Annotated in this window: 23 protein-coding genes; 13 read left to right on the forward strand and 10 right to left on the reverse strand. The window is 71.6% G+C overall.

Annotation, left to right across the window (positions count from 1 at the left end):
- Positions 1-38: 38 nt before the first annotated feature.
- A complete protein-coding gene (locus tag LIU39_RS12140; protein ID WP_227046661.1) occupies positions 39-842 on the forward strand; it encodes an IclR family transcriptional regulator in 804 nt (267 codons plus the stop codon).
- Positions 843-898: 56 nt separating this feature from the next.
- On the opposite strand, the gene LIU39_RS12145 is transcribed toward LIU39_RS12140, so the two are convergent.
- A complete protein-coding gene (locus LIU39_RS12145; protein ID WP_227046662.1) occupies positions 899-1,411 on the reverse strand; it encodes a DinB family protein in 513 nt (170 codons plus the stop codon).
- 152 nt (positions 1,412-1,563) lie between these two features.
- On the reverse strand, positions 1,564-1,881 hold the full coding sequence (locus LIU39_RS12150; RefSeq protein ID WP_227046663.1) for a DUF5955 family protein: 318 nt from the start codon (positions 1,879-1,881) through the stop codon (positions 1,564-1,566).
- Positions 1,882-2,240: 359 nt separating this feature from the next.
- Here LIU39_RS12150 and LIU39_RS12155 point away from each other — a divergent pair, with 359 nt between their 5' ends.
- From LIU39_RS12155 to LIU39_RS12175, 5 genes are all read left to right on the forward strand, one after another.
- The gene (locus LIU39_RS12155; RefSeq protein WP_227046664.1) at positions 2,241-2,489 is read left to right on the forward strand and encodes a hypothetical protein; all 249 of its coding nucleotides are present in this window, start codon (positions 2,241-2,243) and stop codon (positions 2,487-2,489) included.
- A 109-nt stretch (positions 2,490-2,598) separates the two neighbouring features.
- Positions 2,599-3,177 carry a nucleotidyltransferase family protein gene (locus tag LIU39_RS12160; protein WP_227046728.1) on the forward strand — a complete coding sequence of 193 codons (579 nt, stop codon included), beginning with the start codon at positions 2,599-2,601 and terminating at the stop codon, positions 3,175-3,177.
- Between the two features lie 285 nt (positions 3,178-3,462).
- Entirely contained in the window at positions 3,463-5,106 is a 1,644-nt protein-coding gene (aceB, locus tag LIU39_RS12165; RefSeq protein ID WP_227046665.1) for a malate synthase A, read from the forward strand.
- 219 nt (positions 5,107-5,325) lie between these two features.
- The gene (locus LIU39_RS12170; protein WP_308409375.1) at positions 5,326-5,592 is read left to right on the forward strand and encodes an SCO5918 family protein; all 267 of its coding nucleotides are present in this window, start codon (positions 5,326-5,328) and stop codon (positions 5,590-5,592) included.
- A 549-nt stretch (positions 5,593-6,141) separates the two neighbouring features.
- A complete protein-coding gene (locus LIU39_RS12175; RefSeq protein ID WP_227046666.1) occupies positions 6,142-7,023 on the forward strand; it encodes a chitosanase in 882 nt (293 codons plus the stop codon).
- A gap of 73 nt (positions 7,024-7,096) precedes the next feature.
- Here the strand turns inward: LIU39_RS12175 and LIU39_RS12180 are convergent, their stop codons facing one another.
- The 8 genes from LIU39_RS12180 to LIU39_RS12215 form a co-directional block, all read right to left on the reverse strand.
- Complete coding sequence (locus LIU39_RS12180; RefSeq protein ID WP_227046667.1) at positions 7,097-8,554, reverse strand: nucleobase:cation symporter-2 family protein; 1,458 nt, start codon at positions 8,552-8,554, stop codon at positions 7,097-7,099.
- A 317-nt stretch (positions 8,555-8,871) separates the two neighbouring features.
- Positions 8,872-10,272, reverse strand: a complete 1,401-nt coding sequence (locus tag LIU39_RS12185) for an 8-oxoguanine deaminase (RefSeq protein WP_227046668.1) — start codon at positions 10,270-10,272, stop codon at positions 8,872-8,874.
- Positions 10,273-10,317: 45 nt separating this feature from the next.
- Positions 10,318-11,715 (reverse strand): nucleobase:cation symporter-2 family protein, encoded by a 1,398-nt coding sequence (locus LIU39_RS12190; protein WP_227046669.1) that lies wholly within the window; start codon positions 11,713-11,715, stop codon positions 10,318-10,320.
- Positions 11,716-11,798: 83 nt separating this feature from the next.
- Positions 11,799-12,755 carry a factor-independent urate hydroxylase gene (gene pucL / locus LIU39_RS12195; RefSeq protein WP_227046670.1) on the reverse strand — a complete coding sequence of 319 codons (957 nt, stop codon included), beginning with the start codon at positions 12,753-12,755 and terminating at the stop codon, positions 11,799-11,801.
- A gap of 7 nt (positions 12,756-12,762) precedes the next feature.
- Positions 12,763-13,194, reverse strand: coding sequence for a hydroxyisourate hydrolase (gene uraH / locus LIU39_RS12200; RefSeq protein ID WP_227046671.1), 432 nt, complete (start codon positions 13,192-13,194; stop codon positions 12,763-12,765).
- A complete protein-coding gene (gene uraD / locus LIU39_RS12205; RefSeq protein ID WP_227046672.1) occupies positions 13,191-13,712 on the reverse strand; it encodes a 2-oxo-4-hydroxy-4-carboxy-5-ureidoimidazoline decarboxylase in 522 nt (173 codons plus the stop codon). Before uraD ends, uraH begins: the two co-directional genes overlap by 4 nt.
- A 167-nt stretch (positions 13,713-13,879) precedes the next feature.
- Positions 13,880-14,260 (reverse strand): helix-turn-helix domain-containing protein, encoded by a 381-nt coding sequence (locus LIU39_RS12210; RefSeq protein ID WP_227046673.1) that lies wholly within the window; start codon positions 14,258-14,260, stop codon positions 13,880-13,882.
- Positions 14,257-14,526 carry a YkoF family thiamine-binding protein gene (locus tag LIU39_RS12215; protein ID WP_227046674.1) on the reverse strand — a complete coding sequence of 90 codons (270 nt, stop codon included), beginning with the start codon at positions 14,524-14,526 and terminating at the stop codon, positions 14,257-14,259. Before LIU39_RS12215 ends, LIU39_RS12210 begins: the two co-directional genes overlap by 4 nt.
- Before the next feature lie 136 nt (positions 14,527-14,662).
- Between LIU39_RS12215 and LIU39_RS12220 the strand changes: the two genes are divergently transcribed.
- The 7 genes from LIU39_RS12220 (at position 14,663) to LIU39_RS12250 (ending at position 21,676) form a co-directional block, all read left to right on the forward strand.
- Entirely contained in the window at positions 14,663-15,502 is an 840-nt protein-coding gene (locus LIU39_RS12220; RefSeq protein WP_227046675.1) for a TIM barrel protein, read from the forward strand.
- Between the two features lie 67 nt (positions 15,503-15,569).
- Entirely contained in the window at positions 15,570-16,463 is an 894-nt protein-coding gene (locus LIU39_RS12225; protein WP_227046676.1) for a 2-hydroxy-3-oxopropionate reductase, read from the forward strand.
- A 5-nt stretch (positions 16,464-16,468) separates the two neighbouring features.
- Positions 16,469-17,656 carry a thiamine pyrophosphate-binding protein gene (locus tag LIU39_RS12230; RefSeq protein WP_227046677.1) on the forward strand — a complete coding sequence of 396 codons (1,188 nt, stop codon included), beginning with the start codon at positions 16,469-16,471 and terminating at the stop codon, positions 17,654-17,656.
- Positions 17,657-17,881: 225 nt separating this feature from the next.
- A complete protein-coding gene (locus tag LIU39_RS12235; protein WP_227046730.1) occupies positions 17,882-19,339 on the forward strand; it encodes a catalase in 1,458 nt (485 codons plus the stop codon).
- 558 nt (positions 19,340-19,897) lie between these two features.
- Complete coding sequence (locus LIU39_RS12240; RefSeq protein ID WP_227046678.1) at positions 19,898-20,635, forward strand: hypothetical protein; 738 nt, start codon at positions 19,898-19,900, stop codon at positions 20,633-20,635.
- Between the two features lie 69 nt (positions 20,636-20,704).
- Positions 20,705-21,205, forward strand: coding sequence for a GNAT family N-acetyltransferase (locus tag LIU39_RS12245; protein WP_227046679.1), 501 nt, complete (start codon positions 20,705-20,707; stop codon positions 21,203-21,205).
- A gap of 96 nt (positions 21,206-21,301) precedes the next feature.
- Positions 21,302-21,676, forward strand: a complete 375-nt coding sequence (locus LIU39_RS12250; protein WP_227046680.1) for an MmcQ/YjbR family DNA-binding protein — start codon at positions 21,302-21,304, stop codon at positions 21,674-21,676.
- Positions 21,677-21,691: the final 15 nt, after the last annotated feature.

The following is a 21,691-nucleotide window of genomic DNA, read 5'->3' on the forward strand; positions in this document are numbered from 1 at the left end:
GCCGAGACCGACCTGACCCGCCCCGAAAGGAACGCGACGTGCCGCCGTCCAGCGCCAGCACCCCCGCCGCCGATGCCAAGCCCGCGGGCGCGAGCGGCGGCGTCCAGTCCCTTGAGCGCGCCTTCGACCTGCTGGAGCGGATGGCCGACGCCGGCGGCGAGGTGGGCCTCAGCGAACTCTCCAGCAGCAGCGGCCTCCCGCTGCCCACCATCCACCGTCTGATGCGCACCCTCGTGGCCTGCGGCTACGTCCGCCAGCAGCCCAACCGCCGGTACGCGCTCGGCCCCCGCCTGATCCGGCTCGGCGAGGGCGCGTCCCGGCTGCTGGGCACCTGGGCCCGGCCGTTCCTCGCCCGCCTGGTCGAGGAGACCGGCGAGACCGCCAACATGGCGCTCCTCGACGGCGACGAGATCGTCTACGTCGCGCAGGTGCCGTCCCGGCACGCGGTGCGGATGTTCACCGAGGTCGGCCGCCGGGTACTGCCGCATTCCACCGGCGTCGGCAAGGCCCTGCTGGCCAACCACCCGCCGGAGGAGGTCCGCGCGCTCCTCGGCCGTACCGGCATGCCGGCGGCGACCGAGAAGACGATCACCGACGCGGACACCTTCCTCGACGCGCTCGCCGAGGTCCGCAGGCTCGGCTACGCGGTGGACGACAACGAGCAGGAGATCGGCGTGCGCTGCTTCGCGGTGCCGGTCCCCAACTCCCCCACCTCCGCGGCGATTTCCATCTCCGGGCCGACCGGACGGGTCACCGAGGCATCCACGGAGAAGATCGTGCCGGTCCTCCAGGACGTCGCGGCCAAGCTGTCGGTGGCCCTGGCCAACCAGTCGCCGGCGTAGGACCGTCCGCGAAGCCCCGCCGTCCGCACGGAAGGCGGGGCGCGCGGCGGCCGGTCTCAGACGCCCGTGCTGCCGTCGATGCGCTCGCGTATCAGGTCGGCGTGGCCGCAGTGGCGGGCGTACTCGGCGATCATGTGGGTGTAGATCCAGCGCAGGGTGACCTGCCCGCCCATGAAGGGGCTGGTGTCGTCGAGCGCGCGGGCGGCGCAGTTCTGCCGGGCGCGGTCGATCTCGGCCTGCCACAGGGGCAGCGCCGTTGCGTACGTGGCCCCTTCGGTGAGGCCGAAGCCGCCGTCGGTGGCGCCCGGGTCGGCGTCGGGGGTGAAGAGGGGCGGGGCGTCCTCCTGGGCCAGGACCCTGCGGAACCAGTTCCGTTCGACCTCCGCCAGGTGCTGCACGAGGCCGAGCAGGGTGAGCGGCGAGGGCGCCACGGACACCTGACGGAGGCGGCTTTCGTCCAGGCCGTCACACTTCCGGGCGAGGGTGGCGCGGTAGAAGTCGAGCCAGCTCTCCAGGGAAGTCCGCTCGTCGGCGTCCAGGGCGGGCATGGCGCGTTCGGGAGTACTCATGCTCGTCATCGTGGCACGGGGGTCTGACAACGGCCGGGGTGGCGGAACGGCCGGGGAAGCGGCAGGGGTGCCGTCCGAGGAATCGCGGCACATGGTGAACGGCCTCGCAGCGGCCGGGATCGCGCCCGGAGTACGCCGCGGCCGGGCCCGTCTCACCTGCCGCTGGGCAGCCCGCCGAAGCGGTCGATGCCCTCGCGGACCTCGGTCAGGGCCGGTGACAGGGCGCTGACCGAGCCGACCGCGCCGGCTATCAGCAGCAGCGAGCGGCGCAGCCGGGGCACTTCGGGGAGCCCGTCGCTCACCATCGCGTGCAGGGCGGCGAGTTCCTCGTCGGCCACCGCGCGGTCCGGCAATTCGGCGGGGAGCACGGCCAGTTGACGGCGCAGCCGGGACACGGCCCCGCGCAGCTCCTGCACCCGCGGGTCGCCCTCACCCCCGGCCGGTGGTACGCGCCTCGGCCCGTGGTCCACAACGACGGCGTCCTCCAAGGGCGTTGGCCCGCTTTCGCAATGCGGGCAAGTTAACGCCACTGTGCGGTCATCGCGCCATACACAGAGCGAAATTCGGTTCGCCGCTGCCCCGCTCCGACACCGGGCCGCGGGCCGGGAATCCCGCTCGGGCAGCACGGCGCGGGCCTCCCCGGCACCGCCCCGACGCACCACGGCGGCCCACGCGCCTGCCCGGCAGCGGGCATGACCATGCGTCAAGACATGTGTTCCCCTTGCCACCCTTTGGCGTGAGCCTTGGCGGTCGGATGCGTGCGGTGGGGCGGGGTGGAGCATTCTCCCTTCCGGGAAATATCCGGCATATCACTGGATCGGAGAACGTGATGGAGTCCCCCAACGGACCCGGCAACGGATCTGACCGCCACCCCGACGACGGTGGGCAGGGGCAGGGCGTCAGCGTCGTGCAGCTCATCTGCCGCGCGTACGGCCTCGCGGATGCCTCGGAGATCACCGTGGAGCACATAAACCGTTATGTCACCGAGCGGCGGCTCATCGAGGAGCACACCCACCACATCCGCGGCCGACTGCGACCACGGATCCCCCGGCCGCGGGCCGCAGGTGACGCCGCCTGACCTCCCGCGGGCGCGCCCGCGGGAGATGGGGTAAGCACTCCCCATGGGACAGACTCCACGGCCGGAACGCGCGGCGCACACAACGGGGGACGGCCGGCCCCGAGGGAGCGTGGCGGGGCTGCTGCTGGCCGCCGGCGGGGGCCGGCGGCTGGGCGGGCGACCCAAGGCGCTGCTGGAACACCGGGGCCGCCCCCTGGTGGAACACGCGGCGCAGGTGCTGCGGGACGGCGGGTGCGGCCCGGTGCACATCGTGCTGGGCGCGGCCGCGGAAACCGTCCGTGCGCGCGCCGACCTGTCCGGGTATGCGAGGCACGACAATCCGGACTGGGCGCAGGGCATGGGGTCCTCCCTGCGGGTGGGGCTGGCGGCGCTGGCCGGTTCGGGGGCGGACGCGGTGGTGGTGGCACTGGTGGACCAGCCGGGCATCGGGGCCGCCGCGGTGGCGCGGGTGCTGGCCGCGTACGAGGGGGCCGGATCGCTGGCGGCGGCGGCGTACGCGGGCCGGCGGGGCCATCCGGTGCTGTTCGGCGCGGACCGGTGGGCGGACATCGCCGCGAGCGCCGAGGGCGACCGCGGCGCGCGGACCTATCTGCAGCGGCACGCGGCCGCGCTCACCCTCGTCGAGTGCGCGGATGTCGCCGAGGCGTACGACATCGACACTCCGGAGGATCTGCACCGGCTGGCCTGAGGCCGGGCCGGGCCGGGGCTGCGGGGGGCCGGGAGCCGAAGTCCGCGGTCATCGACAGTGATCGGGGTGGCACTCAGAGCCATTCGATCAGCACTTCTGTCGACTCGGAGAATCTCGACGTCAACAAACCATTGAAGTTCCGCGATAAGGAAACTACTCTCCACTGGTCAGAAGCGCCCTGAACTCAGACGGCGCCCGCGACCGTACCTCGGAGCCTGCGGCACCCCGTGCCGCCCGGACCTCCCGGCGGCCGCACGGCACCGCCGCCGAATGGAGTGACCGCTCATGTCCGCACCAGCGCCGTCCCCGCTGGCCGTCGCCGAAGTCGACCCCGCCCACGTGCCCGCGCGGCAGGACGAGGTCCTCACCGACGCCGCACTCGCCTTCCTCGCCGAGCTCCACCGCCGGTTCACACCGCGCCGCGACGAGCTGCTCGCCCGCCGGGCCGAGCGCCGCGCCGAGATCGCCCGCACCAGCACGCTGGACTTCCTCCCGCAGACCGCGCAGATCCGCGCGGACGACAGCTGGCGGGTCGCCGAATCGCCGGCCGCGCTCAACGACCGCCGCGTCGAGATCACCGGCCCGACCGACCGCAAGATGACCATCAACGCGCTCAACTCCGGCGCCCGGGTCTGGCTCGCCGACTTCGAGGACGCGTCCGCTCCCACCTGGGAGAACGTCATCACCGGCCAGCTCAACCTGATCGACGCCTACGAGCGCAGGATCGACTTCACCGACCCGCACTCGGGCAAGTCGTACGCACTCAAGCCGGCCGGCGAGCTGGCCACCGTCGTCATGCGGCCGCGCGGCTGGCACCTCGACGAGCGTCACCTCCAGGTCGCGGGCAAGCAGGTGCCCGGCGCGCTGGTCGACTTCGGCCTCTACTTCTTCCACAACGCGCAGCGGCTCCTCGACCTCGGCAAGGGCCCGTACTTCTACCTGCCCAAGACCGAGTCGCACCTGGAGGCCCGCCTCTGGAACGAGATCTTCGTCTTCGCCCAGGACTACGTCGGTATCCCCCAGGGCACCATCCGCGCCACGGTCCTCATCGAGACCATCACCGCCGCGTACGAGATGGAGGAGATCCTCTACGAGCTGCGCGACCACGCATCGGGGCTGAACGCGGGGCGCTGGGACTACCTCTTCTCCATCGTCAAGAACTTCCGTGACGGCGGCGCCAAGTTCGTCCTCCCGGACCGCAACGCGGTGACCATGACCGCGCCGTTCATGCGCGCCTACACCGAACTCCTGGTCCGCACCTGCCACAAGCGCGGCGCGCACGCCATCGGCGGCATGGCCGCGTTCATCCCCAACCGCCGTGACCCCGAGGCCAACGAGCTGGCCCTGGCCAAGGTCAAGAACGACAAGGACCGCGAGGCGGGCGACGGTTTCGACGGCTCCTGGGTCGCCCACCCCGACCTGGTGCCGATCGCCCGCGCCTCCTTCGACGCGGTGCTCGGCGACCGGCCGAACCAGAAGGAACGGCTGCGCGAGGACGTCGACGTCCGGGCCTCCGACCTCATCGCCATCGACTCCCTGGACGCGAAGCCGACCTACCAGGGCCTTGTCGACGCCGTGCAGGTCGGCACCCGCTACATCGAAGCCTGGCTGCGCGGCCTGGGCGCCGTCGCCATCTTCGGCCTCATGGAGGACGCGGCCACCGCCGAGATCTCGCGCTCGCAGATCTGGCAGTGGGTCGACGCCGGAGTGGTCTTCGACGACGAGGGTCACGTGGGCGAGAAGGCCACCGCCGACCTGGTCCGTACGATCGCCGCCAAGGCGCTGGCCGACATCCGCGCCGAGGTCGGCGAGGACGCCTTCGCCGCGGGCACATGGCAGCAGGCCCACGACCTGCTCCTCCAGGTCTCCCTCGACGCCGACTACGCCGACTTCCTGACGCTGCCCGCCTACGCGCTGCTGACCGGCTGAGCGGCGCCGCCCGCCCCCGTCCGCACCCGGCGTTCCGGTCCTGCGGGGGCGGGCGCGTACCCCTCGCCACCTGGCCCGCCGGCCGCAGCCGAGCCCCGGCGTGCGGCGGGCGGCGACCCTCCGGGAGGCTCCGGCCCGCTCCCGCGTGAGCCTTTCGTCCGGGCGGATTCATGAGAAGGTGACAGCTCGGGTTCCATTCCTGCTCACCCTTGTTGAGGCATGATGCGCGTCACCATTGCCGGAGTTTTCTTCTACATCCAGGCGAGCGAGGTGGAACAGAAGATGAGCGCGGTCGAGCCGGAGCCGATCGACGGTGAGTCCGTCCTCGTCGGCACCACCGCCTACCCCGTCAAGCAGGTCGGCCGGATCGTCACCGGGCAGGACCCCCGGGACTTCAGCACCGGTGAAATGGTGCGGGCGCTGCGCCAGTTGGGCTTCACGTGCAAGCCGCGACCGGCGTCCCCGGAGCCCGCTCCGTTCCTCTGACCGCCGCTCGTCCGACGCGCCGGGGCGCGGGTCAGCGGGCCGGCCCCGGGTCCGCGCGGTGCTTTGCCCGTGCAGCAGGAGTCATCCGCCGCGGGTACCCGGACCCGCCGCTCCGGTTCGCCGATACCGGGGCGGCGCCGGCGCCTCCCGCCCGCCGCTGCGGCCGCCGTCGCCTCCCGCTCCGCCCGCCGCCGGGCCCCGTGCGCGCCCCCGGCCGGCATCCGCGACCTGCGGCAGGAGCCGCCGAGCGCGCGCGGCCCCCTCACCTCCCCGTACCGGCGGCGCCGGCGCACCTCGCGTCCGCCCTACCGCGCCACCCGAGCCCGCCGGGCATCTTCCTCTCGGGGCCCGCCCCAACTCCCCTTGTACGGACCGTCGTTCGCCCACGCAAAGCGGCCCGCCGGGTACCCATGAGGCCCCTTCGTATCCGCCTTCGGCCCGTACCGGATAGCTGTGCTTGACGGGTATACGTCACCCAACAAGTCTGGTAGTAAAGCTTCCTAACGATTGGGGAAACCCCCACAGCCCACTCCGGATTCGGAGGTCCGCATGCGCTCCCGATCGATAAGCTCACGTGTGACCAGAATTGCCACCCGCGTCGCGCTCGGCGTCGCCCTCCTCACCGTCCCCGCGACCGCCATCGCCGCGACGGCCACCTCGGGCAGCCGTACCCCGGCAGCGCCCCACTCCACCACGCACTCCGCACCCTCCTCGCGCGCCGCGACCGGTCTCGACGACCCGGCCAAGAAGGAGATCGCGATGCAGCTGGTCTCCAGCGCGGAGAACTCCTCGCTCAACTGGAAGAAGCAGTACGGCTACATCGAGGACATCGGCGACGGCCGCGGCTACACCGCCGGCATCATCGGCTTCTGCTCCGGCACCCACGACATGCTCGAACTCGTCGAGCTGTACACCAAGCGGGAGCCGGACAACATCCTCGCGAAGTACCTGCCCGCACTGCGCAAGGTGGACGGCAGCGACTCGCACGAGGGACTCGACCCGAACTACACCAAGGACTGGAAGAAGGCAGCGCAGGACAGCGCCTTCCAGAAGGCCCAGAACGACGAGCGCGACCGGGTCTACTTCAACCCGGCGGTCAAGCAGGGCAAGGCCGACAAGATCGGCGTGCTCGGCCAGTTCGCGTACTACGACGCGATCGTGATGCACGGCGACGGCGACGAGGACACCAGCTTCTCCAGCATCCGCAAGCGCGCGCTGGACAAGGCGAAGCCGCCGTCGCAAGGAGGCGACGAGAAGAAGTACCTCAACGCCTTCCTGGACGCCCGGGTGTGGGCCATGAAGCAGGAGGAGGCGCACAGCGACACCAGCCGGGTCGACACCGCCCAGCGGGTCTTCCTCAAGGACGGCAACCTCGACCTGCACACGCCGCTCAAGTGGAAGGTCTACGGCGAGGACTTCCACATCGGCTGAGCAGGAGGGGCCGACGGCCCGCGGGAGGGCGGCAACAGCCGTTCACCCGCGGGCCGTTGCGGTTGCCGCGCGGTCAGTGGTACGGGGCCTTCGCCGGCGCACCGGCGTCGTCGGCGCGGCCGCGGTCGGGCTGCGGCGGGACGGCCGGGGCGGGCGGCGTGCCGGTCCCGTGCCCGTCGGCGGCCGGGTCCTCCTCCCGTTTGCCGAAGTGGTTGAAGGCGAGGTTGAGGACGATGGCGACCAGACAGCCGGTGCTGATGCCGGAGTCCAGGACGACCAGCAGGTCCTTGGGGAAGTTGTGGTAGAAGTCCGGCGCCGCGATCGGGATCAGGCCGATGCCGACGGCCGCGGCGACGATCAGCGCGTTCTCGCCCTTCTCCATCGCGGCGGAGGCCAGCGTCTGCACGCCGCTTGCGGCCACCGAGCCGAACAGGACGATGCCCGCGCCGCCCAGCACCGGCAGCGGCACCAGCGAGATCACCGAAGCGGCCACCGGGCACAGGCCGAGCACGATCAGGATCACGCCGCTGGTGGCGACCACGAACCTGCTGCGCACCTTGGTCATCGCGACCAGGCCGATGTTCTGCGCGAACGCGCTGTTGGCGAAGCCGTTGAAGAGCGGGCTGAGGGCGGTGCCGAGGGTGTCGGCGCGCAGTCCGCCCTCGATGGTCCGCTCGTCAGCGGGCCGGTCGACGATCTTGCCGAGGGCGAGCATGTCGGCCGTCGACTCGGTCATGCAGACCAGCATCACGATGCACATCGACACGATGGCCGCGATGCTGAACTGCGGTGCGCCGAAGTGGAACGGCGTCGGGAAGCCGATCAGGCCGGCGTGGCCCAGCGCCGAGAAGTCGGTGATGCCGACGGGTATCGCGATCAGCGTGCCGGCGATCAGGCCGAGCAGGATGGCGATCTGCTGGAGGAAGCCACGCAGCACGCGGCGCAGTGCGAGCACGATGACGAGGGTCAGTGCGGCCATTCCGATATTGGTCAACGACCCGTAGCCCGGGGCCCCTTCGGTGCCGCCCTGGGACCAGTTGAAGGCCACCGGAAGCAGCGAGACGCCGATCAGGGTGATGACGGTGCCGGTGACGACCGGCGGGAAGAACCGTACGAGCTTGGAGAAGTAGGGGGCCAGGGCGAAGCCCAGCACACCGGCGACGATCACCGCGCCGAAGATGACCGGCAGTGCGTGCCCGGGGCTCTGGGCCTTGGCGATGGCCACCATCGGGGTGACGCCCGCGAACGAGACGCCGTTGACGAAGGGGAGCTTGGCGCCGACCTTCCAGAAGCCCAGCGTCTGGAGGAGGGTGGCGATACCGGCGGTGAAGAGGGCGGCGCCCATCAGGAACGCGGTCTCGGTGGCACTCAGCCCGCAGGCCGGTCCCACGATCATCGGCGGGGCCACCACCCCCGCGTAGCTCGCGGCCACGTGCTGGAGGCCGCTGGTGAACATTTTGAAGGGCGGGAGGGTGGCGTCGACCGGGTGCTTCCGGTCGCCCTCCGACTTCTGCCCGGGGGTTGCGGCCACTGCGGGCCTCCTGTCGATTTCTGCACCGCCACGGGAGGGCGGCACGAGGCTGTCACGGAGGGCATGCGATGTGGTGCGTGGTGCGAGAAGTCGCGCGGGTGGCGCAGGGCGAGCGGGCGCAGGTGAGCGGTGGGGCGGCGGAGCGCGCTTGTGGCGCGTGGGGCCGGTGGTGACCGGCCCGGGGGCGCGGGGTGATCTCCGCGCCCCCGGGGTCCGGCGCTTGTGGATCCCGCTCGGATCCACAAGCCCGGCCGGGAGCCGTCCCTCCCGGCCGAGTCAGGGGCGCTGCGCGCGGGGGCGCAGCGCGGGCCCGCGGGTCAGCTGTCGGCGGCGATGCGGGCCAGCCGGCGGGCCTCGGTGCGTGCGGCGCAGGCGATGGCGTCCTCGTCGGCGCGGGTCAGGTGGCCGTCCTCGACGACCGGCCGGCCGCCCACCAGGGACAGCGTGACCGGGGCCGCCGCGCCGAATACCAGCGCGGTGACCGGGTCGGCGATGGAGGAGTGGCCGATGCCGTCCAGCTTCCACAGGACCAGGTCGGCGAGCTTGCCGGCCTCCAAAGAGCCGATCTCGCCGGTGCGGCCCAGGACCTGCGCGCCGCCGTAGGTGCCGAGCCGCAGCGCCTTGCGGGCGTTCAGCGCGGCTTCCCGGTGGGCGCCGAGGCGGTTGACGAGCAGGGCGTTGCGCAGTTCGGTGTGGAGCTCGCCGGACTCGTTGGACGCGGTGCCGTCCACGCCGAGGCCGACCGGGACGCCGGCCGCCAGCAGGTCGGGGACGCGGGCGATGCCGGCGGCAAGGCGGGCGTTCGACGACGGGCAGTGGGCAACTCCCGTGCCGGTGCGGGCGAAGGCGGCGATGTCGGAGTCGTTCATGTGGACGCAGTGCGCCATCCACACGTCGTCGCCGAGCCAGCCGGTGGACGCGAAGTAGTCGGTCGGGCCCATGCCGAACAGCTCGTGGCAGAACTTCTCCTCCTCCACGGTCTCCGAGCCGTGGGTGTGCATCCGGACGCCCTTGCGACGGGCCAACTCGGCGCCCTGGCGCATGAGTTCGGTGGAGACGGAGAACGGGGAGCAGGGTGCGGCGGCGATGTGCACCATCGAGCCGAAGGAGGCGTCGTGGTGGGTGTCGATGGCCTCTTCGGTGGCCAGCAGGGCGCCTTCGGTGGTCTCGACGGCGAAGTCCGGGGGCAGCCCGCCGTCCTTCTCGCTGCGGTCCATGGAGCCGCGGGCCAGGGTGATCCGGGCGCCGATCCCGGCGGCGGCGGCCAGTTCGGCGGCGACGAGGTCGCCGGAGCCCTGCGGGAAGACGTAGTGGTGGTCGGACGCGGTGGTGACGCCGCCCCTGACCATCATGCCGAGCGAGCCCTGGGTGGCGGCGGCCAGCATCGGTGCGTCGATGCGGGCCCAGGTCGGGTAGAGGGCGACCAGCCAGTTGAACAGGTTGTGGTCGGTGGCCAGGCCACGGGTGATCCACTGGTAGAAGTGGTGGTGGGTGTTGACCAGGCCGGGGGTGACCAGGTGACCCGTTCCGTCGACCCGGCGGACGACGTTCGCCAGGCCCTCGGGGGCGCGGCCGGCGCCCACCGACTCGATGACCTGCCCGGCGACGACGACGTGACCGGTGGCGTACTCGGTGTCGTGCGGGTCGACCGTCGCGATGGCGCAGTTCTCGATGACGATGCGCTCGACCGCGCTGTCAAGGGATGCCGATGCAGCCATGGTGCTTCCTACTTTCCCTGCTGGCGATTCGGGCACGGCATGGCCCTACGGAATTTGAGTGCCGGAGCTGGGCGAGGCGGCTGACAGTACCGCTGCCCGTGGGGTGCTCCGGGTGCCGAGGTGATGGAAGAACAGGTTGAGGAGCACGGCGACCAGGGCGCCGGCGCTGATCCCCGATCCGAGCACGGTCTGTGCCCAGGCGGGGAAGTCGGCGTAGAAGGTCGGTGCGGCAAGGGGGATGATGCCGGCGCCGAGCGACACCGCGACGAGGATGATGTTGGAGCTGTCGTCGAGGCCGGCCTCGGAGAGCGTGCGGATGCCGCTGACCGCGATCGAGCCGAACAGCACGATCCCCGCGCCGCCGAGCACCGGCATCGGGACGAGCGAGACGACCGCGCCCAGTACAGGGAAGGCGCCCAGCACGATCAGGGTGGCGCCGGCCACCGCGACGACGTAGCGGCTGCGGACCCGGGTGAGCGAGACGACGCCGACGTTCTGGGCGAAGGCGCTGGTGGGGAGGCCGCCGAAGACCGGCCCCAGCAGGGTGGCGATGCCGTCGGTGCGCAGTCCGCGGGTGAGGGTGCGGCTGGTGCAGCGGCGGTCGCAGATCTCGCCGAGTGCGAGCATGCCGGCCGCCGACTCCGTCATCAGGACGAGCATCACGATGCACAGCGAGATGATCGCGGCGGGCTGGAATTCCGGCGGCCCCCAGGCGAAGGGAGTGGGGAGCGCGGCGAGTGGCGCCGAGCGCAGCCCTTCGAAGCCGGCCATGCCGAACGGGATCGCCACGAGGGTGCCGATGACCAGGCCGAACAGCAGGGCGATCTGCTTGATGAAGCCCCGGGTGAAGCGCTGGATGAGCAGGATCACAACGAGGGTGAAGGCGGCCAGGGCGAGGTTCTTCATGTCGCCGAAGCCGGCGGCGTTCTTGTCGCCGCCCTGGGCCCAGCCGACCGGCACCGGCATCAGGGTGACCCCGATGAGCGTGATGACCACGCCGGTGACCAGAGGCGGGAAGTAGCGGAGGAGTTTGCCGAAGAACGGGCCGACGGCGAGGCAGAAGACACCGGCGACCATCACCGCCCCGTAGATGGCGGGGAGTTGGTGGCCCTTGGAGGTGTTCTCGGCGATGGCGAGCATCGGGGTGATGCCGGCGGAGCTGGCCGCGTTGACGAACGGCAGCCGGTTGCCGACGGCCTTGCGGATGCCGAGCGTCTGGAGGAGGGTCGCGCAGCCCGCGATCAGCAGGCCGGCGGCGATCAGGCGGGTGCGGCCTGCGGCGTCCAGGCCGACGGCCTGGCCGATGATGAGCGGAGGGGTGACGACGCCGGCGTACATGGCAGCGATGTGCTGGAGGGCGGCGGGGATCAGCCGCTTGGGCGCCGGCTTTTCGTCCACCGGGTGCACCGGTGGGGCAGGGTCAACGTGCGGGTGCTGTGCCATGGGTCGGTCCCCTCAGGAATCGCGTCCCCCTCCCCGCTGCGGGGCAGGGAGGGGACGCGAGGCACGGCGCGGCGTCGGAGCCGTCAGAGGTTCGTCAGATCCAGCGGGATCCGGGCTTCGACACCGTCGCGCAGAACAGTGGCTTCGATCAGGCCGTACGGGCGGTCCGCCGCGTAGTAGACGGCGCCGTCGGCGGCTTCGTTCTTCAGGCCGAACGGCTCCATGTCCACCAGGAAATGGTGCTTGTTCGGGAGCGAGAAGCGGATCTCGTCGACCTCGGAACGGTTGTTGATGATGCGCGACCCCATCTGGTACAGGGTCTGCTGGAGGGAGAGGCTGTAGGTCTCCGCGAACGCCTCCAGCATGTGCTTCTTGACCTGCTCGTACGAACGCTCCCACTGGGGCATCCGCTGGTCGTCGTCGGTCCAGTTGAACCGCCAGCGGCTGGACACCTCGGTCGCGAGGATGCGGTCGTAGTCCTCCTTGAGGAGCGTGTACTTGTCCTTGATGTAGCCCCAGAACTCCGAGTTGGTGGAGTTCATGACGACGAGGTCCTTCAGTCCCGAGATGACCTGCCAGCTCTCGCCGTCATAGGTGATCTCGGTGAGGCGGGTCTCCTGGCCCTTGCGGACGAAGGAGTGGCGGACCTCGTCGGCACCTATGAAGCGGGAGTTGCCGTCGGAGGTGGCGATCCGCTCCCAGGTGTACTCCTCGATGCGGATGCGGGCCTGCTTGATCGGCTCCTGGCTGGTGACGAAGTGCCGGGCCAGGTGGATGCCGAACTGCTCGGCCGACTCGATGCCGTGTTCCTTGGCGAAGGCGAACACGGTGTTCTTGGTGGTGTCGGTGGGCAGGCAGTTGGCGTTGGAGCCGGAGAGGTGCACCTCTTCCAGGTCGCCGGAGAGGGCGACGGAGACGTTGAGGTCCTTGATGTGGTGCGTGTCGCCGTCGCGGGTGATCTTGACGACGCGGTTCTCCGCTTTGCCGTACTGGTTCTGGCCGAGAAGTACCGGGCGGGCTGGGCGGGAATGGGCAGTCATGTCGGTGCTAGCTCCCTCGGTATACGGAGTAGCCGAACGGGTTGAGCAGCAGCGGTACGTGATAGTGCTCGCCCGGCTTGACGGCAAAGGTGATTGCCACCTCCGGGAAGAAAGCTCCGCTGTCCCTTACGCGGGGGGCGTCCTGCTGTTCCTCGGCTTGCTGGTCGGTGCGGTGCAGGTCCGGCGATCGATGCTTTTCGGACACGAAGTACTCCTCGACGGCGAAGTCGAGGAGTACGTGGGTGGTGCCGTCCGGGAGGGCCGGCAGGTCCTTGCAGCGCCCGTCCGCGTCGGTCGCGGACGCGCCGTGGGCGCTCCAGGCGGCGTCGCGTCCGGAGCGCACCGAGAGCGTGAGGGCGACGCCCTCGGCGGGGCGGCCCACGCTGGTGTCCAGGATGTGCGTGGACACCGACGTCGGGGTGGCCGTCTCGCTGCTCATGCTGCGTCTCCTTCTGCGGTTTGCGTCATGCGGGCCAGACGGATGCGGTTGATCTTTCCCAGCTCCCTGCGAACGATCTCCCGTTCCTGTTCCGGGGAGTTGTCGATGCGGTTACGGACGGCGTCCCGCATCTGCTCCCCGGTGCGCCCGGAGGCGCAGATCAGGAAGACGTGCCCGAATTTCTCCTGGTAGGCCAGGTTCAGTTCGAGCATCTCCGTCCTGAGCGCGTCGGACGACGCGGCCATCCCGCTCTGTTCTCGTGAGGACGTCGGGTCGCCGGGCTTCGGGCGGCCGATGGGCGGATGCCCCGCCATCGCCTCCGCCAGATCCGCCGCGGTCAGCTCCGCCATGGCGGCGTCGCTCGCGGCGAACAGGGCTTCGGTGGTGGCGAACGGGCGCCGGGCGCAGAGGGCTTGCCCCCATGCCCGGCTGGCGCACACCTCGTGCAGTGCGGCCTCGGCGCTGCCGTCGCCGGCAGCGTTGAACCGGGCGAGGCCCGGGGTCGTACTCGAAGACACGGGAAGCCTCCGTGGCCTGGTGCTGGCTCTGCTTGGCTGGAAACAGCTAAGACCTCCGGCAACATCACGTCAACACTTTGTTGAAAACTCGGCAACAGAAAAGCCGCCGCCCGGAACATCCGGGCGGCGGCGCACGCCGATCGGCCGCCACCGGGCGGCCGTTGACCTCACTCCTCCCGCTTCGCCGCGTTCTCCCTGTTCAGGTAGTTGTAGACGGTGAACCGGCTGACCCCCAGCGCACCGGCGACCGTCTCCACGCCGTGCCGCACGGAGAACGCCCCGCGCGTCTCCAGGATCCGCACCACGGACTGCTTGGTCTTCCGGTCCAGATCGGCCAACGGCATGCCGTGCCGACGCTGCAACTCGGCGAGAAGGTGATCCAGTGAATCCGACAGGTGCGGGAGACGCACGGCCACCCGCTCCTCGCCCTCCCAGGCGAGCACGACGTCGTCACCCCGGGCGAGGCCGGGCGCGACCATCTGTCCGCCCATCGCGTCCACCAGCGGCTTGACCGCCTGGACGAACGGGTGGTCGGCGGGCTCCGTCACCTGGCGCTCCCCTCGGACTCCGCGGCCTCCGCGATCACGTTGACCTGGAGGGAGACCCGGGTGGCGCCCGCCTCCAGGGTGTCCCGCAGCAAGGCGCCGACCGCGGCGAGCACTTGGTCGGCACCGCCTTCCGCGGTATTGCCGAACGGGCCGACGTCAACGGCGTCGAGACCGGCGCTCGTGACGATCTCCCGCGCCACCACCGCATGGGCCGGCGCCTCGTCCAGGTCGAACGGCTCCGTCGTGAATTCCACTCTCAATCGCACGCCGTTCAACCTACGCGGGCATCGCCGCCACCACCAGAAATCGGCCCACCCCCCTCTTGACAGCTCCCGCGACCACGAGGCAGGGTTCCGTTAAGTAGAAAGTAAGTTCCACTATCCGGAAAGGGCACCGGGTCTTATGGGTTTCACGGAGACGCGCTTCAACGTCAACCTGTCGATTCTGTTCACCGAGCTGCCGCTGCTGGAGCGTCCGGCGGCGGCGCGGGCCGCGGGTTTCACGGCGGTGGAGCTGTGGTGGCCGTGGGTGGATGCGCCGGTGCCCGAGCAGGCGGAGCTGGACGCGTTGCGTGACGCGCTGAACGACGCCGGAACCCGCCTGGTGGGCCTGAACTTCTACGCCGGGCAGCTGCCGGGCCCCGACCGCGGCGCCCTGTCGGTGCCGGGGGCGGAGTCGGAGAAGTTCCGGGCGAACGTGCCGGTGGCCGTGGAGTTCGGCCGGTCGCTGGGCTGCACCACCTTCAACGCCCTCTACGGCAACCGCGTCGAGGGCGCCTCGGCGGCGGAGCAGGACGCGCTGGCGCTGGAAAACCTGGCCTTCGCCGCACGGGCGGTGGCCGAGGTGGACGGGACGATGCTGATCGAGGCGCTCAACGCGCCGGAGTCGCCGGCCTGCCCGATCGTGTCGGCCCCGAAGGCCGTCGAGATCGTCGACGCGGTGAACGCGGCGACGGGTCTCGACAACACCCGTTTCCTGATGGATCTCTACCACCTGTCGATGAACGGCGAGGACCTGGAAGAGGTCATCGACCGCTACACCGGCAGGACCGCGCACGTGCAGATCGCCGACAATCCCGGCCGCGGCGCACCCGGCACCGGATCGCTGGACTTCGCCGCGCTGCTGGAGCGGCTGCGCAAGAACGGCTACCAGGGCTGGACCGGCCTGGAGTACAAGCCGGGCGACGGCCCGTCGGCCGGCGCCTTCGCCTGGCTTCCCGCGCCGCTGCGCGCGGCCAAGTAGCCGGCACCCGCGGGCAGTTGGTCCCGCGCCGTTGTTCCGACCGTTGAATGCTGAAAGAGGCTTTTCGATGAGCAGTCTTCCCGAGATCGCGTGGATCGGTCTGGGCATCATGGGCTCCCCCATGGCCGAGAACCTGATCAAGGCCGGCTACAAGGTGACCGGCTACACCCTGGAGCAGGACAAGCTGGACCGGCTGGCCGCGGCCGGCGGCACCGTGGCCGGCTCCGTCGCCGATGCGGTGGCCACCGCGGACGTGGTGATCACGATGGTGCCGGCGTCCCCGCAGGTCGAGGCCATCGCCTACGGGCCCGACGGCATCGTGGAGAACGCCAAGCGCGGCGCGCTGCTGATCGACATGTCCTCGATCACCCCGCAGACCAGCATCGACCTGGCCGTAGCCGCGGCCGCCCGCGGGATCCGGGTGCTGGACGCCCCGGTCTCCGGCGGTGAGGCCGGCGCCATCGAAGCGGTCCTGTCGATCATGGTCGGCGGCGAGCAGAGCGACTTCGACGCCGCCCGGCCGGTCCTGGAGGCGCTGGGCAGGACCATCGTGCTGTGCGGGCCGCACGGCGCCGGGCAGACCGTCAAGGCCGCCAACCAGCTCATCGTCGCCGTCAACATCCAGGCGTGCGCCGAAGCGGTCGTCTTCCTGGAGAAGTCCGGTGTCGACCTGGCCGCCGCCCTCGACGTCCTCAACGGCGGCCTGGCCGGCTCCACCGTGCTGACCCGCAAGAAGGACAACTTCGCGCGCCGCGACTTCGCGCCCGGCTTCCGCATCGACCTGCACCACAAGGACATGGGCATCGTCACCGACGCCGCACGCACCGTCGGCGCCGCCCTGCCCGTCGGCAGTCTCGTCGCCAGCCTCGTCGCCTCGCTCCGCGCCCAGGGCGACGGCAGCCTCGACCACTCCGCCCTGCTGCGCGGCGTGGAACGCCTCTCCGGGCACACCGCTTCCTGAACGCCATGACGGCGCAACGGGTTCCCGCCCTCCGCACGGCCGTGCGCGCCCTGCGGCGGGCCGGCGTCGACACCGTCTTCGGCTGCCACGGGCCGGCCCTCCGGCCGCTGTACGCGGCGCTGGCGGACGGCGGCATCGCGCGCCTGCGGGTGCGGCACGCGGAGAGCGCGCCGCACATGGCGATCGGCTGGGCCCGCACGCGGGGCCTGGCCGGAGTCGCCGCGGTGCCGGCCGGGCCCGGTGCCGTGCGGGTGCTGCCGGGGCTTGCCGTGGCGCTGGAGGACGCGGTGCCGCTGGTGTGCGTCGTCGGCGTCCCCGGCTCCGGCGGTGAGCGCACCGCCGCGGCACGCGATCTCGTCCGGCTCGCCCGCCCGCTGAGCAAGTGGACGGTGCGGGCCGAACAGCCCGCCCGGATTCCGTGGGCCTTTCGCGAGGCCCTGTGGATCGCGCAGGAGGGTCGGCCGGGACCGGTCCTGATCGAGCTGCCGGACGAGGTGGCCGCGGCGCAGACCGGGGCGGACGGGCCGGACGCCGGACGGCACGCCGGGGAGGCCCGGCCGTATCCACCGGCCGGTCCGGCCCCCGCGGCCGGGCCGGAGAGGGGCCACCCGCCGGACGTCGTGCGTGAGGTCTGCGCGCTGTTCGGCACGGAGAACGATGCGTACGTCGTCGGGGTGCAGGACGCCGTCCGCCCGACGGACGGGCCGGGACCGCGCCGCCATGTGATCGGCGGGCGGGGCGGCCCGCCGGGCTGGGAGGTGCCGACGGCGATCGGCGTCCGCGCGGCCCTGGCTCCGCCCGGCGGAGCGGACCGGCCCGGGATGCCGGGCGGCGGCGCGGCGGAGGTGGTCGCGGTCATCGGCGAGCACCACGGATTTCCGGCGCTGGCGGGCGAGTTGGCCCTCGCGGCGCGGTACGGCGTACCGCTCGTCCTGCTGATGCTGCACCCCGCGCTGCACGCTCCGGGCCTTGCTGCCGGTGACGCCGACGACGCGTTCCTCACGGACCACGTGAAGCTCGTGGAGGCGTACGGCTGCGCGGGCCGCCGCGTCACCGATCCGGCGGAGCTCCGCTCGGCGGTCGCATGGGCGCGCAAGGAGGCCGTCTCCACGCGGCGTCCGGTCCTCGTCGAGGTCCGGTACGACCCGGCGGAGCGGGCACGGTTCGGGCCTGCGGCCGGGCCCTGCACCTGAGTTGAACCCCGGGGCCTCGGCCCCGGAACCCGGACTTCCGGGCGGCGGCCGCGTTGACACCTGTCCTGTCGCGCCCAGGCGCGACCGCCGCCCGGAACACCACCCAGAGCCCCCATCTTTGTTTCAACAAACTGTTGACGTTTGGCCGGAGCGCTTCTTACGCTCCGACACGCGGAAGCCAACTTCCGCGCTCTCGTACGGAAGGTCACCATGACGAAGCCCACGCTGACGGCGCGCACACTCACCACGGAGGCCGGCGCCCCCGTAGCCGACAACCAGAACTCCGCCACCGCCGGCGTCGGTGGCCCGATGCTCCTCCAGGACCAGCAGCTGCTGGAGAAGCTCGCCCGCTTCAACCGTGAGCGCATCCCGGAGCGCGTGGTCCACGCCCGGGGATCCGGCGCGTACGGCCACTTCGAGGTGACCGACGACGTCACCGGCTTCACCCGCGCCGACTTCCTCAACACCGTCGGCAAGCGCACCGAGCTGTTCATCCGCTTCTCGACGGTGGCCGACAGCCTCGGCGGCCCGGACGCCGCGCGCGATCCCCGTGGGTTCGCCGTGAAGTTCTACACCGAAGAGGGCAACTACGACCTGGTCGGCAACAACACCCCGGTCTTCTTCATCAAGGACGCGATGAAGTTCCCCGACTTCATCCACTCGCAGAAGCGCGACCCCTTCACCGGCAAGCAGGAGCCGGACAACGTCTGGGACTTCTGGGCGCACTCCCCCGAGGCCACCCACCAGGTCACCTGGCTGATGGGCGACCGCGGCATCCCGGCCTCCTACCGCCACATGAACGGCTACGGCTCGCACACGTACCAGTGGACGAACGCCAAGGGCGAAGCCTTCTTCGTCAAGTACCACTTCAAGACAAATCAGGGCATCCGCTGCCTCGACGCCGAGCAGGCCGCCGAGCTGTCCGGCGCCGACCCGAACAGCCACCAGACCGACCTGCTGCAGTCCATCGAGCGGGGCGTCTACCCGTCCTGGACGCTGTACGTGCAGGTCATGCCGGCCGCCGAGGCCGCCGACTACCGCTTCAACCCGTTCGACCTGACCAAGGTGTGGCCGCACCGCGACTACCCGCTCCAGCGCGTCGGCCGGCTGGTCCTGGACCGCAACCCGGACAACGTCTTCGCCGAGGTCGAGCAGGCCGCCTTCTCGCCGAACAACTTCGTGCCCGGCATCGGCCCGTCCCCGGACAAGATGCTCCAGGGCCGGCTGTTCGCCTACGCCGACGCGCACCGCTACCGCCTGGGCATCAACCACACCCAGCTGCCGGTGAACGCACCCCGGGCCACCCACGCCGACAACTACGGCCGGGACGGCCTGATGGCCACCAACACCTACGACCGGCACGCCAAGAACTACGAGCCCAACTCGTACGGCGGCCCCGTCGAGACGAACCAGGCGCTCTCCGCCCCGCTCGCCGTCGCCGGTCACGTCGGCACCCACGAGGCCCCGGCGCACGCCAAGGACGACGACTTCTTCCAGGCCGGCGAGCTGTACCGGCTGATGTCCGATGACGAGAAGCGGCGCCTGGTCGACAACATCGCGGGCGGCCTCTCGCAGGTCGGCCGGGACGACGTGATCGAGAAGAACCTGGCCCACTTCCACGCGGCCGACCCGGAGTACGGCAAGCGTGTCGAGGCCAGGATCCGCGAACTGCGCGAGGACTGACGGGAGGTCAGAATCCTTGCGCATCCGTACCGGGCGGTCCGCTGAGGGGTGGCCGTCCGGTACGGGGGGAAGCGCGGCGCTCCGCGGCATCCGGGAGTACCAGTGCGGTGGCAGTGCCCGCCCGGCAGAAAGCGGCGGGCCACTCCGCCGCGGAGCCCGCCTCCTCCACCTCCGCACCCCTCTCCACGACTCCGTCCGGTGGCGCGATGTCCTGTCGCGCCCGATGCGCGCCACCGGGCGGGAACCCCTCACGCGTGGCCCCGGATCCGTACGGTCACGGATCCGGGGCCATGCGTGCACGGCGCGGCGGCGGCCCGGCCGGGCGAACGGGCCCCGGGCGCCGGGCCGTTCGCGCACCGGGGACGGCGCGCGGCAAGCGCCCGCGTATGCGCCGTGTGCGCCGGACACCGCTTCCTGGACACACCATGCTCCCCCGGTGTCTCCTGCCCCCCGCGACGATCGGCGCGAATGTGCCTCCGGCTCCTGCATTTGGAGAGACCATGGAGGTCAACAGCAGAGCAGAGCCGCCTGCCTGCCGACCTACCGCCAGGAGCGACCATGGCCGACAGCGTGCCGGTGCGGTGCCCGACGTGCCGCCGCGAGAACGCCTTCACCCCGCCCACCTTCCCGTGCGCCTGCGGGGCCCCGCTGACCCTGCCCGTGCTGCGCGGCGGCGTGCCCGTCGAGATCGTGCACCGCACCTGGCAGGGCTCCTGGGTGGCGGTGCAGTGCGACACCTGCGGCCGCCAGGACGAATGGCCGGCGCCGGAGTCCGGCTGTGTCTGCGGCACGGTCGTACGCATCCCCGTCGTGCCGGTGCCCGCGCCGCCGCCTGCCGTCCGCCGTGCCCACGGGCCGCGGCCGCCCGCCCCGGTGCCGGTGGCCGCCGCGCCGCCCGCCGTACTCAGGCCGGCCTTCCGCCCGGTCACGATCCGTACGGCCAGGGACTGCGTCACGGCCGCCGCGCAGTATCTGAAGTGGCTGGGCTTCACGGACGTCCGCAGAACCCAGGAGCGGACCGCGTCCGGCCTCGACCTGCGCGGCAGCGGGGTGGTGGCGCAGGTCGACCCGACCACCCGGTCCACCGCGCTGCGCGAGATCGAGTGCGTCTGGCTCAACGGCCTCAACGACTCGGCCGTCGCGGTCTTCTTCTCCCTCGCCGGCTACGCCCGCGATGCCCGCTCCCGGGCCGACGACCTGCACCTCCCGCTGTTCGTCATGGACCTCACGGGCACCCCGCAGCCGGTCAACGACCCGGCCGACGAACTGATCAGGCACGGCGCCGCGGGACGCTGACGGCGGGCACACCGGCCGGCGGCGGAAATCCGGTCGCGGAGGCACGGCCGCCGCGGCGACACTGGCCGGATGATCATCCGTACCGCGACATCCGCCGAACTCCCCGCCCTGCGCGCCGTCGAAAGCGCCGCAGGAGCACCCTTCCGCGATCTGGGCATGGCCTCGGTCGCGGACGACGAGCCGCCGTCGCTCGCACAGTTCGCGGCGAGCCTGGCCGCCGGGCGGCTGCTCGTGGCGTGCGAGGACGGGCCGCCGCTGGCATTCCTGATGTGGGAGCCGGTCGACGGCGCCACCCACATCGAGCAGGTGTCGGTGGCGCCCCGCAGCGCCCGCCGTGGTATCGGCCGCGCGCTGATCGACCGGGCGGAGCGGGACGGCGGCGCGGCGGCGCTGACCCTGACCACCTTCCTGGAGGTGCCGTGGAACGCGCCGTACTACGCCAGGATCGGCTTCCGGCTGCTCGACGAAGCGGAGCTGACACCGGGCCTGCGGGCGATCCGCGCGCAGGAGGCGGCGCTGGGCCTGGACCGCTGGCCGCGCGGCTGCATGCGCCGTGAGCCGGCGAACTGACCGCAGCGGGCCGGGTGCGGCGTCCGGCGCCGGACGCCCCGGCCGGCCACATGACGCGACGTCAGCGCGCGGCGCCGGGCACGCCATAATGCGGTCATGATCGACGCCGAAGCGCTGCGGGCCGCCTGCCTGGACCTCAACGGGGCGACGGAGGAGTTCCCGTTCCCCCGGAATCCCGATGTGTGCACCTTCAAGGTCGGCGGCAAGATCTTCGCGCTGACCGTCGTCGGAGCCGTGCCGCAGACCGTGAGCCTCAAGTGCGATCCCGAGGAGGCCAGGCGGCTGCGCGAGGCCCACCCCGAGGTGGTGCCCGGCTACCACCTCAACAAGCGGCACTGGAACACCGTTTCGCTGGACGGCGGCCTCGCCGACCGCGCCGTGCTCGACATGATCGAGGACTCCTACGACCTGGTCGTCGCCTCCCTGCCGCGTGCACAGCGGCTGCGCCTGGACCGGCCCGGCGCCCGCTGACGGCGGCGCGGCCCG

It is taken from the genome of Streptomyces pinistramenti, from assembly GCF_020564935.1.
Taxonomy (GTDB): domain Bacteria; phylum Actinomycetota; class Actinomycetes; order Streptomycetales; family Streptomycetaceae; genus Streptomyces; species Streptomyces pinistramenti.

Coding starts and splice junctions, on each gene's coding strand:
- LIU39_RS12175 (WP_227046666.1), top strand. CDS start 6,142: ATGCGCTCCCGATCGATAAGCTCACGTGTGACCAGAATTGCCACCCGC.
- LIU39_RS12170 (WP_308409375.1), top strand. CDS start 5,326: ATGATGCGCGTCACCATTGCCGGAGTTTTCTTCTACATCCAGGCGAGC.
- LIU39_RS12250 (WP_227046680.1), top strand. CDS start 21,302: ATGATCGACGCCGAAGCGCTGCGGGCCGCCTGCCTGGACCTCAACGGG.
- aceB (WP_227046665.1), top strand. CDS start 3,463: ATGTCCGCACCAGCGCCGTCCCCGCTGGCCGTCGCCGAAGTCGACCCC.
- LIU39_RS12155 (WP_227046664.1), top strand. CDS start 2,241: ATGGAGTCCCCCAACGGACCCGGCAACGGATCTGACCGCCACCCCGAC.
- LIU39_RS12190 (WP_227046669.1), bottom strand. CDS start 11,715: ATGGCACAGCACCCGCACGTTGACCCTGCCCCACCGGTGCACCCGGTG.
- pucL (WP_227046670.1), bottom strand. CDS start 12,755: ATGACTGCCCATTCCCGCCCAGCCCGCCCGGTACTTCTCGGCCAGAAC.
- LIU39_RS12230 (WP_227046677.1), top strand. CDS start 16,469: ATGACGGCGCAACGGGTTCCCGCCCTCCGCACGGCCGTGCGCGCCCTG.
- LIU39_RS12240 (WP_227046678.1), top strand. CDS start 19,898: ATGGCCGACAGCGTGCCGGTGCGGTGCCCGACGTGCCGCCGCGAGAAC.
- LIU39_RS12185 (WP_227046668.1), bottom strand. CDS start 10,272: ATGGCTGCATCGGCATCCCTTGACAGCGCGGTCGAGCGCATCGTCATC.
- LIU39_RS12145 (WP_227046662.1), bottom strand. CDS start 1,411: ATGAGTACTCCCGAACGCGCCATGCCCGCCCTGGACGCCGACGAGCGG.
- uraH (WP_227046671.1), bottom strand. CDS start 13,194: ATGAGCAGCGAGACGGCCACCCCGACGTCGGTGTCCACGCACATCCTG.
- LIU39_RS12245 (WP_227046679.1), top strand. CDS start 20,705: ATGATCATCCGTACCGCGACATCCGCCGAACTCCCCGCCCTGCGCGCC.
- LIU39_RS12220 (WP_227046675.1), top strand. CDS start 14,663: ATGGGTTTCACGGAGACGCGCTTCAACGTCAACCTGTCGATTCTGTTC.
- LIU39_RS12225 (WP_227046676.1), top strand. CDS start 15,570: ATGAGCAGTCTTCCCGAGATCGCGTGGATCGGTCTGGGCATCATGGGC.